We start from the raw sequence: 20616 nt of genomic DNA, 5'->3' as shown, positions 1-20616 counted from the left end.
GCTATCGTTTCGCACATGATCACAAGCTTCCAGGACCTGATTGACGCCCGCCCCCCGTGGAGCACGATCCTGATACTCTATCTGCGCTGCATCGCGCTGATCCTCATGGGTGGCGGCGTGATCTATTGGGCGCGCATCATCGGCATCGTAGAATGGCACGGCAATTTCTTCTGGGACATGCCGATTGCCCTGCAGGGCGCGACCGTCTTCTTTGCGGTGCTGGATCTGGTCGCCGCGACCGGTCTCTGGCTGACCGTTTCCTGGGGTACGGTGATGTGGATTTTCAGATGTTTCTGCCAGATCCTGATGCATACCGCCTTTTCAGATCTCTATGGCCGCCGGCCATACGAAATCACCTTCTATCTGATCACGATCGCGATCTATGCGGCGCTGGCCTATCTCATGCACAAGGAAAACCGCGCGGCCGCGACAACCGGGTGACGACTGCAGGCGAACGGAAATCAGCTGATTCAAATCATAAGGAACTCCGCCCAACCGATTCCGGAAGAAGGCGGAATTCATCTGGGAGAGACAACATGACGAGCACAATCGGTTTCATCGGTCTGGGAAACATGGGCGGACCGATGGCCGCCAATCAGGTCAAGGCTGGGCACAGGGTTCTGGGATTTGATCTCTCGGAGGCGGCGGTAAGTGCACTTGTCAGTGCCGGAGGTGAAAAGGCGGATGGTGTCGCTGGCCTTGCCGCGGAGGCAGACGTCATTGTCACGATGTTGCCTGCAGGAAAGCATGTCCGCCAGATCTATCAGGGAGAAGGCGGCATTCTGGACAATGCGAAAGCCGGCACGCTCCTGATCGATTCCTCCACGATCGACGTCGACAGCGCACGTGCGGTTTCTTCGGTGGCAGCCGAAAAGAACATGCCCATGGTGGATGCGCCGGTTTCAGGTGGCGTTGGCGGTGCCACGGCCGGCACGTTGACCTTCATGGTTGGCGGATCAGAAGAAGCTTTCGCCTCCGCCAAGCCATTTCTCGACATCATGGGCAAGACGATTGTGCATGCCGGTGGGGCGGGCAACGGTCAGGCTGCCAAGATCTGCAACAACATGATCCTCGGCATTTCCATGATCGCGGTAAGCGAGGCTTTTGTACTCGCCGAAAAACTCGGACTGGATGCACAGAAGCTTTTCGACATCTCGTCAACCGCATCCGGCCAGTGCTGGTCGCTGACGTCCTATTGTCCGGTTCCCGGTCCGTTGCCGTCGTCTCCGGCGAACCGGGATTACGAGCCGGGCTTTGCCGCTGCGATGATGCTCAAGGATCTGAAACTGGCTCAGGAAGCCTCGAACTCCTCGGGTGCGGCAACGCCGCTCGGGGCCGAGGCTGCTGCGCTGTATGCGCTGTATTGTAACTCCGGGGAAGATGCTAAGGACTTCTCGGGTATCGTGAAATTCCTGCGGGGGTCGTGATTAACAAAAGATGAAAGAGGGTGCTCAAAAGCGGTTCAAACGTTAACGAACGATTCAGTGTGTCTCTTAAGCGGATTTTAGAAACACTCGGCTAGATTGAGTGACAAGGCGGGAAAATATCCGCCCATCAACAGGTATTATAAGAGGCGCAAACACATGATCACCGCAAGTAGGGCAGTCGACGCTGTTTCACCGAGCGAAGCGGGCGAAGTGGAAATCAAGCCACTCTACCTTGAAGCTCTGACTCTTGTCGAAAGACTGCATCGGCGTCTTCTGGACGTCATCAAGGATGAGTTCGACCGTATGGGACGTTCCGATGTCAACAGCGTGCAGGCATTGCTGCTGTTTAACATCGGCGACGCGGAGCTGACCGCCGGTGAGCTGCGCACACGCGGCTACTACCTCGGCTCAAACGTGTCCTATAACCTGAAGAAACTGGTCGAGACCGGTTACATTCACCATCAGCGGTCCCGCATGGACCGACGTTCGGTGCGTGTCAGCCTGACCGACAAGGGCCAGGAAGTCGCCACGATCGTCAATGATCTTTATGAGCGTCACATTCTGTCCGTCGAACAGGTTGGCGAGATCGGTGCCGAGGATTTTGTTGCACTCAACAAGTCTCTTCGCCGTCTCGAGCGGTTCTGGACCGACCAGATCCTTTACCGGCTCTGATTTAAGCGGCATATCCAGATGACAAAGCACCGCCCAACCGGGCGGTGCTTTTGTTTTTGGGTCTTCACGCATTTGTGGCTTTTGTTTCGAGCCTTTTCTTCTTATCCGGTGGTTTGGGCACAGCTCATCTGAAAAGAACTCGGATCTTCAGGATTTTGTGTTCTGCGGCTCTTCGGTGACATCTTGTGGTCACAAAAGAATGGCTTTGTGCAGCGCTCTCGGCAGCAGCATGGTTAAAAATTCAAGCGATTTATTAACCTCTGCCGGATAGAAATTTGTTTTGGAACACGAAGCCGGAGCTGTTTTACTGGCCCGGTTCAATACCACGAGATCTGAAGGCGTAGGGCGTTGCAAATGAAGTTGGCGATGCACATGAAGGTCGGCCAGTCCGGAAAAGCGGGTTCTCCTGCGTGGCGTGCCGGGAAAACATTCCTGGGTGTGTGTGCCCTTGGGATAGGCGCTTTGCTGGCACATGACGGCACTGCAACCGCACAAACGGCTCTGCAGTCGCTGCAGCAGAACCGGCAAAATGTCGAGTGGACCGACAACTTCGATATCGCCACGGAGAACATCACCGAGGTGAACTCCTCGGCGCCGACCCTGTCGCCCGAGACAGCCGACTATATCGCCGTTGCGATCGACCGCTATCAGCGCATCGTGCAGGCCGGCGGTTGGGGTACGGTTACAGGCGGCGGCAAGGCGCTCAGGATCGGGGCGAAGGATCCGCGCGTCGTTGAATTGCGCCGGCGTTTGATTGGTTCCGGTGATCTGGAGCAGCAGGCCGGATTGTCCGACGCGTTCGACTCTTATGTTGAAGCAGCCCTGCGCCGTTTCCAGCTGCGTCACGGCCTGATCCCGGATGGCGTCATGGGTAACGACACCGTCCAGGCGCTCAACGTTCCGGCGCATGTGAGGCTTGGCCAGCTCGAAACCAACCTCGTGCGCATGCGCTCCATGTCTGGGTTCCTCGGCGATCGCTACGTGATGGTGAACATTCCCGCAGCGGAGATCGAAGCAGTGGAAAACGGCAGGGTCCGTTCGCGCCACACGGCGGTGGTCGGCAAGATCGACCGGCAGACGCCGATCCTGAACAGCAAGATCTACGAGCTGAACTTCAATCCCTACTGGACGGTTCCGGTCTCGATCATCCGCAAGGATCTCATCCCCAAGATGAAGGAAGATCCGGAATACCTTTCGAAGAACAACATCCGCATCTTCGACTGGAGCGGCAACGAACTTGCCTGGCAGCAGATCGACTGGAACACTGACGAGGCGACGCAGTACCGGTTCACCCAGGACCCGGGCGCGGAAAATTCGCTCGGCTCGGTCCGGATCAATTTCCACAACAAACACCAGGTTTACCTGCACGACACGCCGTCCAAAACGCTTTTCGGTGAAAGCCAGCGGTTCCACTCTTCCGGATGCGTTCGTGTCCAGAACGTTCGCGAACTTGTGACCTGGATGCTCCAGTCGACGACACCGGACTGGGATCGTACGCGCGTGGATTCGGTTATCCGGACAGGCGAGCGTGAAGATGTGAAACTGAAAAAATCGATTCCGCTCTACATGACCTATGTGACCGCGTGGGCCAATGCAGATGGCGTCGTGCACTTCCGCGACGATATCTACAACAGGGACGGTGTTCTCGCCACCGAAACGCAAGCACGTCTCTAGTCACCTTCCTGAATCTGAAGTTCGACTCATTTTGCAGCCGGCTTCGAACGAAGTCCAAATTCGAAAACCGCACGAGGTTCTCAGAGCAAATCTGATGCGTGGGAATGAAACGCCGGCCTTGATAAGGCCGGCGTTTCATGTCTTCTAGGAGACAACTGCAGCAGGGAGATGCCAGATGAGTCGCGAACCGCGGCCAGGCGAGATCTATCTCGAATTTCATCCGATCGGTGGGCAGGTCAAGGTCACCGCCATCGATGCTGCTACCGGCATAGAAGTCTCCACATTCGGTCCCGCGAATACCGCGCAGGAAGACCTGAAGCGCCTTGCGGTCCGCAAGCTCAAACGCCGGATCAGCCAGATTGCCGAACGTGATGGCCCGTCGGCCGATCCGACACTGTACTGATCGGTGTTTTGCCGTCGAACGCTGAAAAGCCATTTAGGTGAACGGTTTTGACATGATCCTCTGTCGTTTTCCCAGTTGGCCGCGTCGGTATGCCCCTTGGTTCTGAAAGGGGGCTGTGTTACTTCCTCGCGCCAAGAAGACCAAGCGGCCTGGCATCGCCTCAACGGGCGAAGGGCCAAAGTCTGGTCCCGCGTCATACCAAAACAGGGAAAGTGCGATGTCTTTGATGGAAAGCTCCGGGCAGTCTCATTCCGGTTTCTTCACAAGTACCCTTGCCGAAATCGATCCCGATATTTTCGGCACCGTTCAGCAGGAGCTTGGGCGTCAGCGCCACGAGATCGAGCTGATCGCATCGGAAAACATCGTGTCGCGGGCGGTTCTGGAAGCCCAGGGATCGATTTTCACGAACAAGTACGCAGAAGGTTATCCGGGAAAGCGCTACTACGGCGGTTGTGAATTTGCGGACGTTGCCGAGACGCTGGCGATTGAACGCGCCAAGGAACTGTTCGGTTGCCAGTTTGCCAACGTCCAGCCAAATTCCGGAAGCCAGATGAACCAGGCCGTGTTCCTCGCGCTTCTGCAGCCCGGCGATACGTTCATGGGGCTCGACCTCAATTCCGGCGGGCACCTGACCCACGGTTCCCCGGTGAACATGTCCGGCAAATGGTTCAACGTCGTTTCTTATGGCGTGCGGGAAGGCGACCATCGTCTCGACATGGAAGAAGTCGAGCGCCTTGCAAACGAACACAAGCCGAAGTTGATCGTCGCTGGCGGCACCGCTTATTCCCGTTTCTGGGACTGGCAGAAATTCCGTGAGATCGCGGACAGCATCGGCGCTTACCTTATGGTGGACATGGCCCATATTGCCGGTCTTGTCGCAGGCGGTGTGCATCCGTCCCCGGTACCGCATGCTCATGTTGTGACCAGCACCACTCACAAGTCCCTGCGCGGTCCGCGCGGCGGCCTGATCCTCACCAATGACGAGGCGATCGCCAAGAAGGTCAATTCGGCTGTGTTCCCGGGGCTACAGGGCGGTCCGCTGATGCATGTCATCGCGGCAAAGGCCGTCGCGTTCAAGGAAGCGCTCCAGCCCGAATTCAAGGCCTATGCACGTGCCGTTGTCGAGAACGCCAAGGCGCTTTCCGAAGCCTTGAAAGAGCAGGGGCTGGATATCGTTTCCGGTGGAACCGACAACCACTCCATGCTCGTCGATCTTCGGCCGAAAAACGCAACCGGCAAGGTTGCGGAAAAAGCGCTAGGGCGCGCCAACATCACCTGCAACAAGAACGGCATACCGTTCGACCCGGAAAAGCCGTTCGTGACCTCCGGTATCCGTCTTGGCACGCCGGCGGCGACCACGCGCGGGTTCGGTGTTGCCGAATTCAGGGAAGTTGCCGCGCTGATCACGGAAGTGTTGGACGGTTTGAAGACCGCAAACAGTGAAGAGGGCAACGCGGCGGTTGAAGCTGCGGTCAAAGCCAAGGTAGAAGCACTGACAGCCCGGTTCCCGATCTACGGGGGATGATCCGGCTCGCTCAGGAGCTTTGAAACATGAGATGTCCGTTTTGCGGTGGCGAGGAAACCCAGGTTAAGGATTCCCGCCCGACCGAGGACAACACGACCATTCGCCGCCGCAGGATCTGCAACACCTGCGGTGGCCGTTTCACGACGTTTGAGCGGGTTCAATTGCGTGAACTCATGGTGCTCAAGCGCTCCGGACGCCGCGTGACATTCGACCGCGAGAAACTGATGCGCTCCGTTCAGATCGCAGTGCGCAAGCGTCCGGTCGATCCCGACCGCATCGAACGCATGGTCAGCGGAATCGTGCGCCAGCTCGAGAGTTCCGGAGAAAGCGAAATCACCGCCGAGACGATCGGCAATCACGTCATGGAGGGTCTGAAGGGCATCGATGATGTCGCCTATGTCCGGTTTGCCTCCGTCTACAGAAATTTCCGAGAAGCCAAAGATTTTGAAGCGCTCCTGGACGAACTCAGCGAAACAGAGAACGCGCCACTAAAAGACCAATGATCTTTGCGATTTGATTGACATGTCTTTTGAAACCACGACCGATACGCGGTTCATGGCCGCGGCCGAACGTCTTGCCCGCCGTGGACTTGGTCGCGTCTGGCCGAACCCCGCCGTTGCAGCTCTCATCGTGCGTGAGGAGGCGGCTGGACCGATCCTCGTCGGGCGCGGTGTAACCTCCCGGCCGGGTATGGCTCATGCAGAGGTGAATGCACTCAAAAATGCCGGAGAACGGGCGCGGGGAGCGACCTGCTATGTCACGCTGGAGCCCTGTTCCCACTACGGCCGCACGCCACCTTGCTCGCTGGCCCTCATCGACGCGGGGGTCTCGCGCGTGGTGATCGGGATGCTGGATCCGAACCCGCGTGTCGCCGGCAGAGGCGTGAACATGCTGAAGGATGCGGGTGTCGATGTCGTCGTTGGCGTGCGAGAAAAGCAGGTCAGAGATCTCTATCACGGCTTCACGCTTCGCCAACTCAGGCAACGGCCGCACGTTTTCCTGAAACTTGCCGTGTCAAGGGACGGATTTATCGGCCGCTCGGGCGAAGGTCAGGTCAAGATCTCCGGTGCATTGTCGATGCGCAAGGTGCACGGGTTCCGCGCCGAATACGACGCCATCCTGGTCGGAACGGGAACCGCGCTCGCCGATGATCCGCAGCTGACCTGCCGTTTGCCAGGGCTCGGAGCGCGTTCTCCGGTTCGCGTGATCGTGGACAGGTGCGCGCGCTTGCCAATCGAATCGAAGCTCGTCCGCACCTGCGTCGATGTTCCGGTGTGGCTCATTTGCGGTAACGATGCGGATCCGGACAAGATCGAATTGCTGGTAGCCGCAGGCGTCAACGTGATCCGGGTGCCTGCGGGGGCGTGTTCGATTGAACCTTCGGTCGTTTTGAGCGCGCTTGCAACAAGGGGGATCACCCGTGTCATGGTGGAGGGCGGTGCGCGCATGGCGACTTCCTTCCTGGAAGCAAATCTTGTCGACGACCTGTGTGTCGTCACCGGAGATCTGGTGATCGGTGAGGGCGGCATACCCGCCTTGCGGGATCTGTCGCTTGAAGATGTGCTTTCAGACCCCAAATTCGAACGGGTCGACGCAGGCGCGTTCGATCAGGACCGCTTCATATATCTCAGACGCCGTGGAGGCTGACATGTTCACCGGCATAGTGACCGACATGGGTGAAATCATCTCGATATCCGATATCCCTGCCGGAAAGCGGACGCGAATCCGGACGTCCTACGACACGCAGACATTCGATATCGGAGCGTCCATTTCCTGTTCCGGTGTCTGTCACACCGTCACGCGGAAGGCGAATGAAGCGGCCGGCAACTGGTTCGAGGTGGAATCTGCTGCTGAAACCCTCGCCCTGACAACGGTGTCCGACTGGCAGGAAGGTCAGAAACTCAATCTGGAGCGGTCGCTGACACTTGGAGCGGAGTTGGGCGGACACCTTGTTCTCGGTCACGTGGACGGGATTGCGCGCGTCGTGAAACGAGAGGATCATCCGGATTCGGTCTACTTCCAGTTCGACGTGCCCGAAGACGCGGCGCCTTTCATCGCGAAAAAGGGTTCTGTCGCGCTTGATGGCACATCGCTCACCGTAAACGAGGTCGACGGCTGCCTGTTCTCCGTGTTCCTGATCCCCCATACGCTCGAAGTCACGACCTGGTCGGACCGGCATGTCGGCGACGGGATCAATCTCGAAGTTGACATGATGGCCCGCTATGCCGCGCGACTTGCGGAATTCGGAAAGAACGGGTAGGGGACGTTCCAACCTATCGCAGGAACGCTCCTTGGCTATTCCGGCCAGGAGGATGCCGTCCGGTTCTGGCTGCATTGCACGATTGAGACTGGACAAAAAGTGACAGACGTGGTTCCTGTCGCCGCCCCAAACAGGATAGACTGACCCATGAGCGCTGCATCGAAACTGCTGATCATCGAAGCCAGGTTCTATGACGACCTGGCCGACGCGCTTGCCGAGGGAGCCATCAAGGAGATTGAGGCTGCCGGTGCAAGTTACGACCGCATCGCCGTGCCTGGCGTTCTGGAAATACCCGCGGCGCTTTCCATGACGATGACGGCCATGGAAAATGACGGCGTGCTGTATGACGGTTTCGTCCTTTTGGGCGTGGTTATCCGTGGGGAAACAACCCATTACGACATCGTTGCAAATGAATCCAACCGGGTGATCATGGACCTGATCGTGGATGCGGATCTTGCTGTCGGAAACGGAATTCTGACGGTCGAAAATGACGAACAGGCCTGGGCGCGCGCGAAGGTTGGGGACAAGAACAAGGGTGGTGCCGCGGCACGGGCTGCTCTCGACATGATTGCGTTGCGCGAACGCCTTGGAGTTTAGAAAGAATGACCGGCAAGGCCGACCCGGAACAACCCGAAAAGACTGTACGCCCGGCCAATAAGCGCGGCGTTGCGCGGCTTGCCGCCGTACAGGCCCTTTACCAGATGGACGTTGGCGGAGCGCCGCTGACGAGCGTTGTCAGCGAGTTCACCACCTTCCGTCTCGGCAAGGAGATCGACGGTGCGCAGTACCGCGATGCCGACGAGCAGTGGTTCAAGCAGATCGTCGCCGGGGTCGTTGAGGACCAGAAGTTCCTGGATCCGTATATCCACACGGCTCTGACCGAAGGCTGGCCTCTCAAGCGGATCGACAGTCTTCTGCGCGCGATCCTGAGATCGGGCTCCTACGAACTGCTGCGCCGCAAGGACGTACCGCCCAAGGTGATCATTTCCGAGTACATCGATGTCGCGAAAGCATTTTTCGAGGACGATGAACCGGGTCTCGTGAACGGCGTTCTGGACCGGCTTGCACACGAACTGCGCAACGCGGAACTCGACAGCGGCAAGGCGGACGGCGCGTCCTGACATGTCGAAGGACCGTCCCGGCGAATTCGAACTGATCAGGAAGTTTTTCGCACCGCTGGCAAGCGATCCCGGCAGTCTCGGGCTCACGGATGACGCCGCGGTGTTCGTTCCCGAGGACGGATGCGACCTGGTTCTGACAAAGGACGTGCTTGCGTCCGACGTGCATTTTTTCAGGGACGATGCGCCGGAAACGATCGCGGCGAAGGCGCTCAGGGTCAACCTGTCCGATCTTGCCGCAAAGGGAGCCCGGCCACGCGGATACCTGCTCGGACTGGCCTTGCCCTCCGATTGGACAGAGGGCTGGCTGGAGCGGTTCTGTGCCGGTCTGAAAGCTGACCAGTCCGCATTTGATATTCATTTGCTTGGCGGTGACACGATCCGCTCCGGCAACGGGTTGCAGGTTTCCATTACGGCAATCGGTCAGGTCCCGGCCGGCAGGACAGTTCGGCGATCGGGTGCGAACCCGGACGATGTCCTCTTTGTCACGGGAACAGTCGGCGATGCGGCCGCAGGCCTCAAGATACGTCTCGACGGCGGATTTTCCGCGCAAAACGGCCTGACGGCCAGCGACGAAAGACATCTTCTCGACAGGTATCTGCTTCCCAGACCGCGGCTGGCCTTGGCAAGGCTTTTGACCGAATACGCATCGGCTTCGATGGATGTCTCGGATGGTCTCTTCGCTGATAGCGCGCACATGGCTATGGCTTCAGGTGTGGATATCGAGATCGATCTTGCGCGCGTTCCCGTCTCCAATGGCCTGAAACGGCTGCGATCAAACGCGCGCAGCACCTATGTTGCGTGCCTGAATGGCGGCGACGACTACGAAATCCTTGCGGCCGTCCCTTCATCCCGGGCAACGGCATTCACAAAGGGCGCGGCCTCGGCCGGATGTCCGGTGACGGCAATCGGAACTGTTTTGGAAGGCGGGGGCCATGTAACCTGCCTTGAGGACGGAGTGCGTGTCGATTGGCAAAGCGCAGGCGGGTTCACGCATTTCTGAGCAGCGGCGGCCATGTTGACGCATGCCGCAAGCTTGTGTTTTACGCAAAGACCGCACCGTGCTACCCGTTCAGCCTCTTTCGCCGTACGCCGTAACCGGCAAGTCCCGAGACCAGAAGCATGACCACCGCACTGCCGGAGCACTTTGTTGATGATCGCCTTGCGAAACGCAATGCCGTTCTGCTTGCGCTGGCCCAGGCTCTTGGCGGGGCTTCGGCTTCAATCGTGATCGCAACGGGTCCGTTGGTCGGATACATGATGCTCGATCAGGACAAGTCGCTGGCAACGCTTCCTGTCTCCGCGATGGTGCTGGGGACCGCATTCGGGACGATTCCGGCCGGGATGATCATGCGCAGGTTCGGTCGAAGGGCAGGGTTCACCGGAGCGGCGGTCTTGGGAGTGCTTTCCGGATTGCTTGCTTCGTTCGCGGTCTTCCGCGACCAGTTCCTGTTGTTCTCGCTGGCATGTTCCATGGGTGGATTCGCGGGTGCCTTCGTACAGCAATACAGGTTCGCTGCCGCTGACACTGCGAGCGACGCGTTCAAACCAAAGGCGATTTCCTGGGTGCTTGCCGGGGGGGTGTTGGCAGGTGTCGTCGGGCCCCAGACGGTAATCGCGACAAAGGACATGCTCGCGCCGATCATGTTCGCGGGCACTTACCTTGCGCAAGCCGGCTTGGCGCTTTTGTCACTTTTTCTGCTTGCCTTCATCAGGATACCCAAACCTCCAGTGCAAAACAGGAAACAATCGGGCGGGCGTCCCCTTCGCGTGATCATGATGCAGCCCCGGTTCATCGTCGCTGCGGCCTGCGGCATCTGCTCCTATGCGCTGATGAGCCTGGTCATGACGGCAACGCCGCTTGCGATGATCGCCTGCGGTCTTTCGGAAACCGACGCGGCACTTGGCATCCAGTGGCACGTCCTGGCGATGTTCGGCCCCAGTTTCTTCACCGGCAGTCTCATTGCACGCTTCGGCAAGGAGCGGATCGTTTCAATCGGTCTCAGTCTTCTGGCCGGCTGTTCGATTGTTGCGCTGATGGGCATTGAACTGACCCATTTCTGGACCGCGCTCGTATTGCTGGGGCTTGGCTGGAACTTCGGCTTCATTGGTGCAACTGCCATGCTGACCGATACCTATCGTCCCGAGGAACGCAACATGGTGCAGGCCACGAACGACTTTCTGGTTTTCGGTTTTGTCGCCGCGGCATCGTTTTCTTCCGGCGCGCTCCTCAACGCTTTTGGCTGGGGAACGGTCAATGTCCTCGTCTTTCCGTTCGTTGTGCTGTGTATCGGATTGCTGGTTTGGCTGGTTCAGTCCGAAAGAAAAGCAGTTACAACCGTTTAAAGTATCTTCCAGAATCTCCTTCGTCGGTGCAGCAAAAATACTGCATTGCAGCAAATCTTATCCCAACGGAAGAGTGAAATTAAACGATGTGAGAGCTTGACGAAACGCTCCGCTTTGTTGCTATCGTGTGCGCGCCTCTCGCTGAGGAATCTGTGTGGGGTGCGATCTGGCGGCCAAAACATTGATAAAAAGGTTCCGCCGCAGTTCTGGGAGGAAGTATGATCGAGCTTGTCATCATTGTTGTTTGTGGCCTCTTGTCCATTGCGTATGGCGCGTGGGCAATCCAGTCCGTCATGGCGGCGGACGCGGGAAATGCCCGCATGCAGGAAATCGCCGGGGCGATTCAGGAAGGGGCCAGTGCCTACCTCAACAGGCAATACACAACCATCGCCATCGTTGGCGCCGTCGTTTTCGTGCTCGTCTGGCTACTGCTGTCCGGACCCGCGGCAATCGGTTTTGCCATCGGGGCGATCCTTTCTGGAGCTGCCGGCTATATCGGCATGATGGTTTCGGTACGTGCCAATGTGCGCACGGCCCAGGCCGCCAGCCAGAGCCTTGGCGCCGGGCTGGAAATCGCCTTCAAGGCCGGTGCCGTCACGGGTCTTCTGGTTGCGGGCCTGGCCCTGTTGGGTGTTGCCGTCTATTACGCCATCCTGACAGGCATGATGGGATACGAGGCGACGGACCGCACCGTCATCGATGCCCTGGTCTCATTGGGCTTCGGTGCCTCCCTGATCTCGATCTTTGCGCGTCTCGGCGGCGGTATCTTCACCAAGGGCGCTGACGTCGGCGGCGATCTGGTCGGCAAGGTCGAGGCCGGTATTCCCGAGGATGACCCGCGCAACCCGGCCACGATTGCCGACAACGTCGGCGACAATGTCGGCGACTGTGCAGGCATGGCGGCCGATCTGTTCGAGACCTATGCTGTGACCGTTGTTGCAACCATGGTCCTTGCGTCGATCTTCTTCACCGGCGAACACGCCACGGATCTCATGTTGCTGCCGCTTCTGATCGGTGCAAGCTGCGTCGTGACCTCGATTATCGGGACCTTCTTCGTCAAGCTTGGCGAGAACAACTCGATCATGGGCGCGCTTTACAAAGGCTTTATCGCGACGTCTGTGCTGTCGGCTGTTGCCCTGGCCGTGATCGTCTTCGGTTGGCTGGGATCGGGCACCGAATTCACCACATCAGGCGGAACGACCTTCACCGGTTTCGACCTGTTCGTGTGCGGTGTTGCCGGTCTGCTGGTGACGGGGCTCATTATCTGGGTCACGGAGTACTACACGGGTACGGAATACCGCCCGGTGAAGTCCATCGCCCAGGCCTCCGTCACGGGTCACGGTACCAACGTGATCCAGGGTCTCGCCGTTTCGCTTGAAGCAACAGCGCTCCCGGCGATCATCATTATCGCGGGCATCCTGGTGACCTACAGCTTTGCCGGGTTGTTCGGGATCGCCATCGCCGTAACCACGATGCTTGCCCTTGCTGGCATGGTTGTGGCGCTCGACGCGTTCGGACCGGTCACCGACAACGCGGGTGGTATCGCTGAAATGGCGGATCTGCCGGCCGAAGTGCGCACGACAACGGATGCGCTTGACGCCGTGGGCAACACAACCAAGGCCGTGACCAAGGGCTACGCCATTGGTTCTGCGGGCCTTGGTGCACTGGTGCTGTTCGCCGCCTACACGGAAGATCTGAAATACTTCTCCAGCACGGCTGAGGAAGGCTCGATCTTCGCGGGCATCAATGTGGACACGCTGTTCACCCTCTCCAACCCGTATGTCGTTGCCGGCCTCTTGTTCGGCGGCCTGCTGCCGTATCTCTTCGGTGGTATTTCCATGACAGCCGTTGGCCGCGCTGCCGGCGCTGTGGTGGAGGAAGTCCGCCGTCAGTTCAAGGAGAAGCCGGGCATCATGGAAGGCACGGAACGTCCGGACTACGGGCGCGCTGTCGACATGCTCACGAAGGCCGCGATCAGGGAAATGATCATACCTTCGCTGCTGCCGGTTCTGTCGCCCATCGTCGTGTTCTACGTCGTTCGCGCGGTTTCAACGCCTGCGGATGCGTTCGCGGCGCTCGGCGCCATGCTGCTCGGCGTGATCGTGACCGGCCTCTTTGTGGCCATCTCGATGACGGCAGGCGGCGGTGCTTGGGACAATGCCAAGAAGTCCTTTGAGGACGGCTTTACCGACAAGGACGGCGTGACCCACGAGAAGGGTGGCGAGGCTCACAAGGCGTCCGTCACGGGCGATACGGTTGGCGATCCCTACAAGGACACGGCCGGTCCGGCGGTGAACCCGATGATCAAGATCACCAACATCATGGCGCTCTTGCTTCTGGCAATCCTGGCACATTGATGGCCAGTTCCCGCGCGTTCAACGAGCGGGAACACCTGTTTCGAAGAGAAGAAAGTTCCGGCGGGTCTCCGAGGAGGCCCGCCGTTTTTTTCCGCTGGATTCAGGAAACGATCTTGGTCTGCTGGGAGAGTTGCCGGCTGACCAGGATTTCCTCGATGAAATCCTGATAGTCGAGTTCCGATGTGACAGTTCCGCTTCGCACCACACCGGTCAGCATGAGTGTCATCAGTGCGAGCACACCGGTCTGCAGGAACATGAGGATCATGATCCCGAGAACAACCGATGCCCAGCCGGGAGTAGAGTATCCGATTGTCTTCAGGATAACGGCGGTCGATCCGAACACAACGCACAGCGTCGCGACGATCGCCGAAGCGATGCCGACGCGCACAAGGACGTCTTCGGCAAAAACCATCATGCCTTTGAAGCCGTGAAGGGCCAGGCTGACGAAATTCATCTTCGACTGGCCGGCGTAGCGTGGACCGCGGTCCTGTGGGCAGGTCGCTATTCGGAGTTTTGAAGCGAGCACCGCGGATGCCACGTGGATCGAAAGCTCCGGCATGGCTGCCAGTCGTTTGAGGCCCCTCGGCTTCATCGCCATGAAGTTGCCGAAGCTGATCGTTCTGCCGGTAATGATGCGGAACAGGCGCTTGTAGATCTTGTAGAACGTCTTGAATCTCATCGTCTCGAAACGGCTCTTGCGCCGTGCGACGACCACATCGACATCGTCCTTCTGCAGTTCGTTCAGCAGTTTGGGGATGGATGAGGGCAGATCCTCACCGTCGGAATCCATTACCACCGCCAGCTGGTTATCGCTGATATGCGTTGCGACGTATCCGACACCGATTGCAATCGCCTTCTGGTGGCCGACATTGCGTCGCAGCTTCAGCACGGTACCCCGTGCTCGCGCGAGATCGAGACCGGACGTATCAAGCGGTTGCTTTACCGAACCGTCATCAACCGCGATGATGTAAACGCGGTCGCCGAGTTCGGCCTGCAACTCCTGGAACAGGCGGCTGCTGGCCTCAAAGTCTTCGTAGACCGGGGTAACGATAATGATTTGGACGTCGGTTGGGATCATCACGGCTCACAGGTCCCTGAAATAGGCGATGGTCTTCTGCAATCCCACTTTGAGAGGGATTTCGGGAACCCAGTCAAGCTCAGTCCTTGCGAGCGAGATGTCCGGCTGCCTTTGTTTCGGATCGTCATGGGGAAGCGGGCGGTAGATAAGTTTCGATCCACCTCCAACAAGTTCCAGAACCGCTTCGGCGAGTTCGCGAATGGTGAACTCGGAAGGATTGCCGAGGTTGATCGGCCCGGTCAGATCCGCGGGAGAGGCCATCAGCCTGACAATCCCCTCAATAAGGTCGTCGACGTAGCAGAAGCTGCGCGTTTGAAGACCGTCGCCGTAAATCGTGATGTCTTTGCCCTGCAGGGCCTGCACAATGAAGTTGCTGACGACGCGCCCGTCATTGGGGTGCATCCTCGGCCCGTAGGTGTTGAAGATACGGGCAACCTTGATTTCCAGCCCGTGCTGGCGGTTGTAGTCGAAGAAGAGCGTTTCCGCACAGCGCTTGCCCTCATCGTAGCAGGAGCGAACACCAATTGGATTGACGCGGCCCCAGTAATCCTCGGTTTGCGGATGGACCTCAGGGTCTCCGTAAATTTCGCTTGTGGATGCCTGGAAGATGCGTGCTCCGGTGCGCTTGGCGAGACCCAGCATGTTGATCGACCCATGAACACTCGTTTTTGTCGTCTGGACCGGGTCGCGCTGGTAGTGAACGGGTGAGGCCGGGCAGGCAAGATTGTAGATTTCATCGATTTCCAGATAGATCGGAAACGTGACGTCGTGCCGTTGAAACTCGAAATGGGGGTTTGTCAGCAGATGGGAAATGTTGTCCCTGGTGCCGCTGTAAAGATTGTCCACGCACAGTACATCCGCGCCTTCGTCCAAAAGACGTTCGCAAAGATGCGAGCCCAGGAAACCTGCGCCGCCCGTGACCAGAATTCTCTTCCTGTTCGCAACTTTCATGGAATGGAATCCCATGCGTTGGGTTTTGTTCCCCGCCAGTGATCCAGCCTTCGCCCCAAAACCCGAAAGAGGCCGTTGGACCTGCTAAGGGAAATGCGCGTTCCGCGCTGGGTTGTGCGAGCGCAGGCCTGATTTCCCTGAACACATGCGGTTTACTCCGAAATCGGGAGCCTTCACAAGGTCGGCGTCGCGCGACGCGTCAAGCCGCACATGGGTGATGTGCCGCGAAATCGGTTTCGTCGGGGTTTGCAGGGTATGGCAGCAGAAGTGGCACCGCTGGCGGTATCAGGAAAACACTCGATTCGCTGGATTGCAGGACCGGCTGCCGCTGACGACCCCACTTCCGTGAGGCGCAGCCGGCAGCCCTTATCAGGAAACGAGTTTCACTGCGGTCGTTACAGCCCGAGGCCCGGGTTTGTCGCGCCACGCAGGATCTGCGTCAGGAAGCCGTAATCCGCACCGCCTGTACGGGTCTTGCGCGTGACGATATCCACGATCTTGCCGTCTTCGAGCGTGTAGTTGCCGATATCCTGTACGAACCCGTCATCGTCAAAGTAGATCGCCACGACGCGTTGTTCCACAATATCGGGAGCCAGAAAGGCCGTGGTGGCCGTTTTCTGTGAGATATAGTAGTAGGCGTCCCCACTCAGGCTTGAAGTCGTCGATGGCGAGCCTAGAACCAATTCGACCTGCTCCCGGCTAGAGCCCACCTGCACCTGGTTGAGCATGGACGTCGTGACAACATGGCCATGCGTATAGGTGGAGGTGAAGCAACCGCCGAGTGGCAGGGTCGCCAGAAGCGGAAGGATCAGGGCGCTCGCCTTGAAGTTCATCTAAGAAGTCCCGTTTCGCCTGGCCACTACGGCCGCTATTGTATTTCGTTGCTTGGCAAAGTCACTATCGTGGGATAGGGCACAAGGCAACACCTGAGTTTGATGGAGACCGCCATGGTATTCGGCCTGTTTCGCCGCCGGTCCACTGAAGCTGAGCACAAGGTCTATTGTGAAATCGTGGCTCAAGCGCGGCAGCCCGTGTTTTATACAGACTTTCTGGTTCCAGATACGATCGATGGCAGATTTGATCTTATCGTGTTGCACGCAGTGCTTTATTTCAGGCGAATGCGGGGCGAGGGCGCAAAGGCTTCGGAGTTTGCGCAGGCTGTTTTCGACCTGTTCTTCCAGGATATGGACGCCTCTCTTCGCGAAATGGGTGTAAGCGATACGCGCGTACCGAAGAAGGTCAAGGTCATGGGTGAAGCCTTCTACGGCAGGGCGGACGTCTATATTCCGCCGATCGACAGCAAGGATGCCAGTGAACTTGCCGGAGCACTGGGTCGCAATCTCTTCCCCGACAGTCCCGAGCCCATGGCGCAGATGCGGCTTGCCCGGTATATGCTTGAAGCTGCGGACGAATTGTCAGCGCAAGCAACCGGAGAGCTCATGCAAGGACTGCTCAGTTGGCCGGACCCCGAGGCTTTCAAGGACCTGCCGGTGTAAACCGGCATCGGAAACCCGAAGATGACAGACCAAACTTTCCCATACGCTTACAAAGTGAACACGAATCGGGTCGTCGACAAGGACGAAACGATTACCGTTGTCCCCGATGCTGCCGGCCTCAACGCCATTGCCAGGACCTATGATCTCGTCAGCATTGGCAACCTTGAGGCGGACTTCACGCTGAAACCCTATCGCAAGGCGGGCGTTCGGGTTGTCGGCCCGATCCGCGCATCGATCACACAGACGTGCGTTGTCACGCTCGAGCCCTTCGAGAGCGATATCACACTGGACGTGGACAGGACGTTCGAACCGGCAACGAGCAAACCCAGGAAGATCCGGGGTCTGAACGATGAGGGTGAAATTGAAATTGATCTCGAATCGTTGGACCCGCCCGACCTCGTGGTCGATGGAGTTCTGGATCTCGGGGCGGTAATCTGCGAAGAACTCGCACTTTCACTGGATCCATTTCCTCGCAGACCAGGCGTGGAGTTCGAGGGCGGAAGTGCAGAAACCGAAGTGCAGGAAGACGCGGAGACGGAACCTTCGCCTTTTGCTGCTCTGGAGGCTTTAAAATCAAGGCCGGAAGACTGAAATAGCGGGTTCGATAGGGCGTGACGGGCATCCGTGCAATGTCATGCGTGGAAGTTTTGGGCGTAAGTTCGCAATGAGTTCAGGAAAACGGTTGTCACTCCGGGCAAAACCGTTATGTTCGCGCCCGACTCCAGCCCCTTCGGAGAGGGCGTGAACCCGTAGGCGCGCTGATCTGTGCCGTCCTTTTGTGTGAAACGTTAAAAGACCTTCTGAATGGCGAAAACAATTCCGATTTCCTTGGATGCCATGGGCGGCGACAGCGGGGCCGAAGTCGTTATTCCCGGTGCCGAGATTGCTCTTGTTCGTCACCCGGAGATCCGCTTCCTGCTCTATGGAAATGAGACTGTCATTCGTCCGCTGCTCGAGCAGTATCCGAGGGTAAGGGACGCCTCGGTTCTCCATCATTGCGACGTGTCGATCGCCATGGACACGAAGCCGAGCCAGGCCCTGCGGCAGGGGCGCTGGCGCTCCAGCATGTGGCGCTCCATTGAGGCCGTGAAGTCCGGGGATGCCTCCGTTGCCGTCTCCGCCGGCAACACGGGCGCATTGATGGCCATGTCGAAGTTCTGTCTGCGGACGATGGCAAACATCGAACGTCCCGCCATCGCGGCGATCTGGCCGACCACCCGCGGCGAGTCGGTCGTTCTGGATGTGGGAGCGACCATCGGTGCGGACGCTCAGCAGCTTATCGATTTCGCAATTCTCGGCGGCGCCATGGCACGAGCCCTGTTCGGTGTACAGCGGCCGAGCGTCGGTCTGCTCAACATCGGCGTTGAGGAAGTCAAGGGCCTCGAGGAAGTCAGGACCGCAGGCCGGCTCCTGCGGGAAACACCGCTTCGCTCGCTCGACTACGCAGGTTTCGTAGAGGGAGATGACCTCGGCAAGGGTACGGTCGATGTGGTCGTGACAGAGGGCTTTGCGGGCAATATCGCGCTGAAAACCGCCGAGGGCACGGCCAAGCAGATCGGCAGTTACTTGCGCTCAGCGATGAATCGAACCTTTATGTCGAAGATCGGCTATCTGTTCGCCAAAGGCGCCTTTGATCTGCTGCGCGAGAAAATGGACCCGCGCAAGGTGAACGGCGGCGTTTTCCTCGGGCTGAACGGAATTGTGATCAAAAGCCATGGCGGCACGGATGCCGAAGGCTATGCGTCGGCGATTGATCTGGCCTATGACATGGTAAAAAACGAGTTGACGCACAAGATTGCACAGGATCTTGTGCACTACCATCGCGGCCGCTTCGCAGAAGCCGCGCCGACAGCGGAAGGTGATTTGTGAGCGTAGTCCGTTCGACCGTGACCGGGTGCGGCAGTTTTCTGCCCGACAACGTTGTTACCAATGACGACCTTGCAAAGCGGGTCGACACCTCTGATGAGTGGATCGTTCAGCGGACCGGCATCAGGCAACGCCACATTGCCGCCGAGGGAGAGGTCACCTCGGATCTCGCGCTGGAGGCGGCGAAGCGGGCGCTTGAAAGCGCGGGACGCAAGGCGGAAGAGATTGACACGATCATCCTCGCAACGGCGACCCCTGACAATACGTTTCCGGCAACATCCGTGACGGTTCAGGCAAGGTTGGGCATCACGCACGGCTTCGCATTCGATGTGCACGCGGTCTGCTCCGGTTTTGTCTATGCCATGTCCACAGCCGACGCTTACATTCGCGCCGGAATGTCCGAAAGGTGCCTGGTGATCGGAGCGGAAACCTTCTCTAGGATCCTGGACTGGGAAGACCGGACCACCTGCGTGTTGTTCGGTGACGGTGCCGGTGCTGTTGTGCTTGAGAAAACCGAGGGAACGGGAACCAATGCGGACCGGGCGATTCTCACCAGCCATCTGCGTTCGGACGGCAGGCACAAGGAAAAGCTCTTTGTCGACGGCGGGCCGTCATCGACACAGACGGTCGGGCATCTTCGCATGGAAGGGCGCGAGGTCTTCAAGCACGCGGTGGGCATGATCACCGATGTCATCGAGGACGCGTATGCGGCAACAGGACTGACATCGGAAGATCTGGACTGGTTCGTGCCGCATCAGGCAAACAAGCGCATTATCGACGCGAGTGCGAAGAAACTCGGAATTGCTCCGGAGAAGGTCGTTACCACCGTGCAGTTGCACGGTAACACATCTGCAGCTTCCATTCCTCTAGCCCTCGACACGGCGATTAAAGACGGACGTGTCAGAAACAACGATCTGGTCATGCTTGAAGCGATGGGTGGCGGGTTCACCTGGGGATCGGTTCTTCTGCGCTGGTGATCGGCGACAATTGCATTGCCGACAAATATTATCTTGAGGCGGAGTTCCGGTTGACCGGCCCGCCATGAGGCAATACCGTAGGGCCTTGCGTTGGAGTTCCATTGCAAAATCAGCCAGATCGCTGGCATCTTTGTGGAGGGGTCATGGGCAATCGGACTATTACCCGTGCGGATTTGTGTGAAGCCGTTTATCAAAAGGTCGGCCTTTCACGAACCGAGTCGTCAGAACTGGTCGAGCGTGTACTTTCTGAAATTTCGGACTGTCTTGTCACCGGCGAATCGGTAAAATTATCAAGCTTCGGTTCATTTGTGGTTCGCTCCAAGGGAGAGCGTATAGGCCGTAATCCGAAGACAGGTGAGGAAGTACCGATTTCACCGCGTCGCGTGATGGTATTTAAACCATCCAACGTTTTGAAGCAGCGGATAAATGATGCGCTGACAGGGCAGGCAAGCAAATAAATTGACCG

General features: G+C 58.3%; 22 protein-coding genes. 19 read left to right on the top strand and 3 right to left on the bottom strand.

Annotation, left to right across the window (positions count from 1 at the left end):
• Positions 1-15 precede the first annotated feature (15 nt).
• The 14 genes from RDA78_RS25080 to RDA78_RS25015 all read left to right on the top strand — a co-directional run bounded on the left by RDA78_RS25080 (position 16) and on the right by RDA78_RS25015 (position 13782).
• Complete coding sequence (locus tag RDA78_RS25080) at positions 16-441, top strand: DUF6163 family protein (RefSeq protein ID WP_434052483.1); 426 nt, start codon at positions 16-18, stop codon at positions 439-441.
• Between the two features lie 95 nt (positions 442-536).
• Positions 537-1427 (top strand): 3-hydroxyisobutyrate dehydrogenase, encoded by an 891-nt coding sequence (mmsB, locus tag RDA78_RS25075; RefSeq protein WP_434052482.1) that lies wholly within the window; start codon positions 537-539, stop codon positions 1425-1427.
• Positions 1428-1583: 156 nt separating this feature from the next.
• Positions 1584-2099, top strand: coding sequence for a transcriptional regulator LdtR (gene ldtR, locus RDA78_RS25070; RefSeq protein WP_434052481.1), 516 nt, complete (start codon positions 1584-1586; stop codon positions 2097-2099).
• Between the two features lie 354 nt (positions 2100-2453).
• Entirely contained in the window at positions 2454-3773 is a 1320-nt protein-coding gene (locus RDA78_RS25065) for a L,D-transpeptidase family protein (RefSeq protein ID WP_434052480.1), read from the top strand.
• Positions 3774-3948: 175 nt separating this feature from the next.
• Positions 3949-4176 carry a DUF6898 family protein gene (locus RDA78_RS25060; RefSeq protein ID WP_434052479.1) on the top strand — a complete coding sequence of 76 codons (228 nt, stop codon included), beginning with the start codon at positions 3949-3951 and terminating at the stop codon, positions 4174-4176.
• Between the two features lie 217 nt (positions 4177-4393).
• Positions 4394-5701, top strand: coding sequence for a serine hydroxymethyltransferase (glyA, locus tag RDA78_RS25055; protein WP_434052478.1), 1308 nt, complete (start codon positions 4394-4396; stop codon positions 5699-5701).
• A gap of 26 nt (positions 5702-5727) precedes the next feature.
• A complete protein-coding gene (gene nrdR / locus RDA78_RS25050; protein WP_434052477.1) occupies positions 5728-6204 on the top strand; it encodes a transcriptional regulator NrdR in 477 nt (158 codons plus the stop codon).
• Between the two features lie 19 nt (positions 6205-6223).
• On the top strand, positions 6224-7348 hold the full coding sequence (gene ribD, locus RDA78_RS25045) for a bifunctional diaminohydroxyphosphoribosylaminopyrimidine deaminase/5-amino-6-(5-phosphoribosylamino)uracil reductase RibD (protein WP_434052476.1): 1125 nt from the start codon (positions 6224-6226) through the stop codon (positions 7346-7348).
• A gap of 1 nt (position 7349) precedes the next feature.
• Positions 7350-7961, top strand: coding sequence for a riboflavin synthase (locus tag RDA78_RS25040; RefSeq protein ID WP_434052475.1), 612 nt, complete (start codon positions 7350-7352; stop codon positions 7959-7961).
• Positions 7962-8108: 147 nt separating this feature from the next.
• Positions 8109-8558: a 6,7-dimethyl-8-ribityllumazine synthase gene (ribH, locus tag RDA78_RS25035; RefSeq protein ID WP_422039196.1), complete on the top strand. Its 450-nt coding sequence runs from the start codon at positions 8109-8111 to the stop codon at positions 8556-8558.
• A 5-nt stretch (positions 8559-8563) separates the two neighbouring features.
• Complete coding sequence (gene nusB / locus RDA78_RS25030) at positions 8564-9082, top strand: transcription antitermination factor NusB (RefSeq protein WP_434052474.1); 519 nt, start codon at positions 8564-8566, stop codon at positions 9080-9082.
• Between the two features lies 1 nt (position 9083).
• Entirely contained in the window at positions 9084-10082 is a 999-nt protein-coding gene (gene thiL / locus RDA78_RS25025; protein ID WP_434052473.1) for a thiamine-phosphate kinase, read from the top strand.
• A 119-nt stretch (positions 10083-10201) separates the two neighbouring features.
• The gene (locus tag RDA78_RS25020; protein WP_434052472.1) at positions 10202-11425 is read left to right on the top strand and encodes an MFS transporter; all 1224 of its coding nucleotides are present in this window, start codon (positions 10202-10204) and stop codon (positions 11423-11425) included.
• Positions 11426-11643: 218 nt separating this feature from the next.
• Positions 11644-13782 (top strand): sodium-translocating pyrophosphatase, encoded by a 2139-nt coding sequence (locus tag RDA78_RS25015; RefSeq protein WP_434052471.1) that lies wholly within the window; start codon positions 11644-11646, stop codon positions 13780-13782.
• Between the two features lie 100 nt (positions 13783-13882).
• On the opposite strand, the gene RDA78_RS25010 is transcribed toward RDA78_RS25015, so the two are convergent.
• The 3 genes from RDA78_RS25010 to RDA78_RS25000 all read right to left on the bottom strand — a co-directional run bounded on the left by RDA78_RS25010 (position 13883) and on the right by RDA78_RS25000 (position 16644).
• Positions 13883-14860 carry a glycosyltransferase gene (locus RDA78_RS25010; RefSeq protein WP_434052470.1) on the bottom strand — a complete coding sequence of 326 codons (978 nt, stop codon included), beginning with the start codon at positions 14858-14860 and terminating at the stop codon, positions 13883-13885.
• 6 nt (positions 14861-14866) lie between these two features.
• Complete coding sequence (locus RDA78_RS25005) at positions 14867-15826, bottom strand: UDP-glucuronic acid decarboxylase family protein (protein ID WP_434052469.1); 960 nt, start codon at positions 15824-15826, stop codon at positions 14867-14869.
• A gap of 380 nt (positions 15827-16206) precedes the next feature.
• A complete protein-coding gene (locus RDA78_RS25000) occupies positions 16207-16644 on the bottom strand; it encodes an outer membrane protein assembly factor BamE (RefSeq protein WP_029062388.1) in 438 nt (145 codons plus the stop codon).
• A gap of 114 nt (positions 16645-16758) precedes the next feature.
• Here RDA78_RS25000 and RDA78_RS24995 point away from each other — a divergent pair, with 114 nt between their 5' ends.
• The 5 genes from RDA78_RS24995 to RDA78_RS24975 all read left to right on the top strand — a co-directional run bounded on the left by RDA78_RS24995 (position 16759) and on the right by RDA78_RS24975 (position 20608).
• Positions 16759-17307 carry a ubiquinol-cytochrome C chaperone family protein gene (locus RDA78_RS24995; protein WP_434052468.1) on the top strand — a complete coding sequence of 183 codons (549 nt, stop codon included), beginning with the start codon at positions 16759-16761 and terminating at the stop codon, positions 17305-17307.
• Between the two features lie 21 nt (positions 17308-17328).
• The gene (locus tag RDA78_RS24990) at positions 17329-17898 is read left to right on the top strand and encodes a YceD family protein (protein WP_434052467.1); all 570 of its coding nucleotides are present in this window, start codon (positions 17329-17331) and stop codon (positions 17896-17898) included.
• Between the two features lie 213 nt (positions 17899-18111).
• Complete coding sequence (gene plsX, locus RDA78_RS24985; RefSeq protein ID WP_434052466.1) at positions 18112-19176, top strand: phosphate acyltransferase PlsX; 1065 nt, start codon at positions 18112-18114, stop codon at positions 19174-19176.
• Complete coding sequence (locus tag RDA78_RS24980; protein ID WP_434052465.1) at positions 19173-20150, top strand: beta-ketoacyl-ACP synthase III; 978 nt, start codon at positions 19173-19175, stop codon at positions 20148-20150. The genes plsX and RDA78_RS24980 overlap by 4 nt, the downstream gene beginning before the upstream one ends.
• 143 nt (positions 20151-20293) lie before the next feature.
• Positions 20294-20608 (top strand): integration host factor subunit alpha, encoded by a 315-nt coding sequence (locus tag RDA78_RS24975; RefSeq protein WP_023003819.1) that lies wholly within the window; start codon positions 20294-20296, stop codon positions 20606-20608.
• Positions 20609-20616: the final 8 nt, after the last annotated feature.

It is taken from the genome of Roseibium sp., assembly GCF_051016195.1.
Taxonomy (GTDB): Bacteria; Pseudomonadota; Alphaproteobacteria; order Rhizobiales; family Stappiaceae; genus Roseibium.
The sequence above is the reverse complement of the archived record's forward strand: the minus strand, read 5'-3'. Positions and strand labels throughout refer to the sequence as shown.

Bases quoted from the DNA above. Each gene is read 5' to 3' on its own strand.
- RDA78_RS25005 (WP_434052469.1), bottom strand. From the start codon at position 15,826: ATGGGATTCCATTCCATGAAAGTTGCGAACAGGAAGAGAATTCTGGTC.
- RDA78_RS25010 (WP_434052470.1), bottom strand. From the start codon at position 14,860: ATGATCCCAACCGACGTCCAAATCATTATCGTTACCCCGGTCTACGAA.
- ldtR (WP_434052481.1), top strand. From the start codon at position 1,584: ATGATCACCGCAAGTAGGGCAGTCGACGCTGTTTCACCGAGCGAAGCG.
- nusB (WP_434052474.1), top strand. From the start codon at position 8,564: ATGACCGGCAAGGCCGACCCGGAACAACCCGAAAAGACTGTACGCCCG.
- RDA78_RS25020 (WP_434052472.1), top strand. From the start codon at position 10,202: ATGACCACCGCACTGCCGGAGCACTTTGTTGATGATCGCCTTGCGAAA.
- mmsB (WP_434052482.1), top strand. From the start codon at position 537: ATGACGAGCACAATCGGTTTCATCGGTCTGGGAAACATGGGCGGACCG.
- RDA78_RS25060 (WP_434052479.1), top strand. From the start codon at position 3,949: ATGAGTCGCGAACCGCGGCCAGGCGAGATCTATCTCGAATTTCATCCG.
- RDA78_RS24975 (WP_023003819.1), top strand. From the start codon at position 20,294: ATGGGCAATCGGACTATTACCCGTGCGGATTTGTGTGAAGCCGTTTAT.
- RDA78_RS25015 (WP_434052471.1), top strand. From the start codon at position 11,644: ATGATCGAGCTTGTCATCATTGTTGTTTGTGGCCTCTTGTCCATTGCG.
- glyA (WP_434052478.1), top strand. From the start codon at position 4,394: ATGTCTTTGATGGAAAGCTCCGGGCAGTCTCATTCCGGTTTCTTCACA.
- RDA78_RS24995 (WP_434052468.1), top strand. From the start codon at position 16,759: ATGGTATTCGGCCTGTTTCGCCGCCGGTCCACTGAAGCTGAGCACAAG.
- RDA78_RS25080 (WP_434052483.1), top strand. From the start codon at position 16: ATGATCACAAGCTTCCAGGACCTGATTGACGCCCGCCCCCCGTGGAGC.
- nrdR (WP_434052477.1), top strand. From the start codon at position 5,728: ATGAGATGTCCGTTTTGCGGTGGCGAGGAAACCCAGGTTAAGGATTCC.
- thiL (WP_434052473.1), top strand. From the start codon at position 9,084: ATGTCGAAGGACCGTCCCGGCGAATTCGAACTGATCAGGAAGTTTTTC.
- RDA78_RS25040 (WP_434052475.1), top strand. From the start codon at position 7,350: ATGTTCACCGGCATAGTGACCGACATGGGTGAAATCATCTCGATATCC.
- ribH (WP_422039196.1), top strand. From the start codon at position 8,109: ATGAGCGCTGCATCGAAACTGCTGATCATCGAAGCCAGGTTCTATGAC.
- RDA78_RS25000 (WP_029062388.1), bottom strand. From the start codon at position 16,644: ATGAACTTCAAGGCGAGCGCCCTGATCCTTCCGCTTCTGGCGACCCTG.
- RDA78_RS24990 (WP_434052467.1), top strand. From the start codon at position 17,329: ATGACAGACCAAACTTTCCCATACGCTTACAAAGTGAACACGAATCGG.
- ribD (WP_434052476.1), top strand. From the start codon at position 6,224: ATGTCTTTTGAAACCACGACCGATACGCGGTTCATGGCCGCGGCCGAA.
- plsX (WP_434052466.1), top strand. From the start codon at position 18,112: ATGGCGAAAACAATTCCGATTTCCTTGGATGCCATGGGCGGCGACAGC.
- RDA78_RS25065 (WP_434052480.1), top strand. From the start codon at position 2,454: ATGAAGTTGGCGATGCACATGAAGGTCGGCCAGTCCGGAAAAGCGGGT.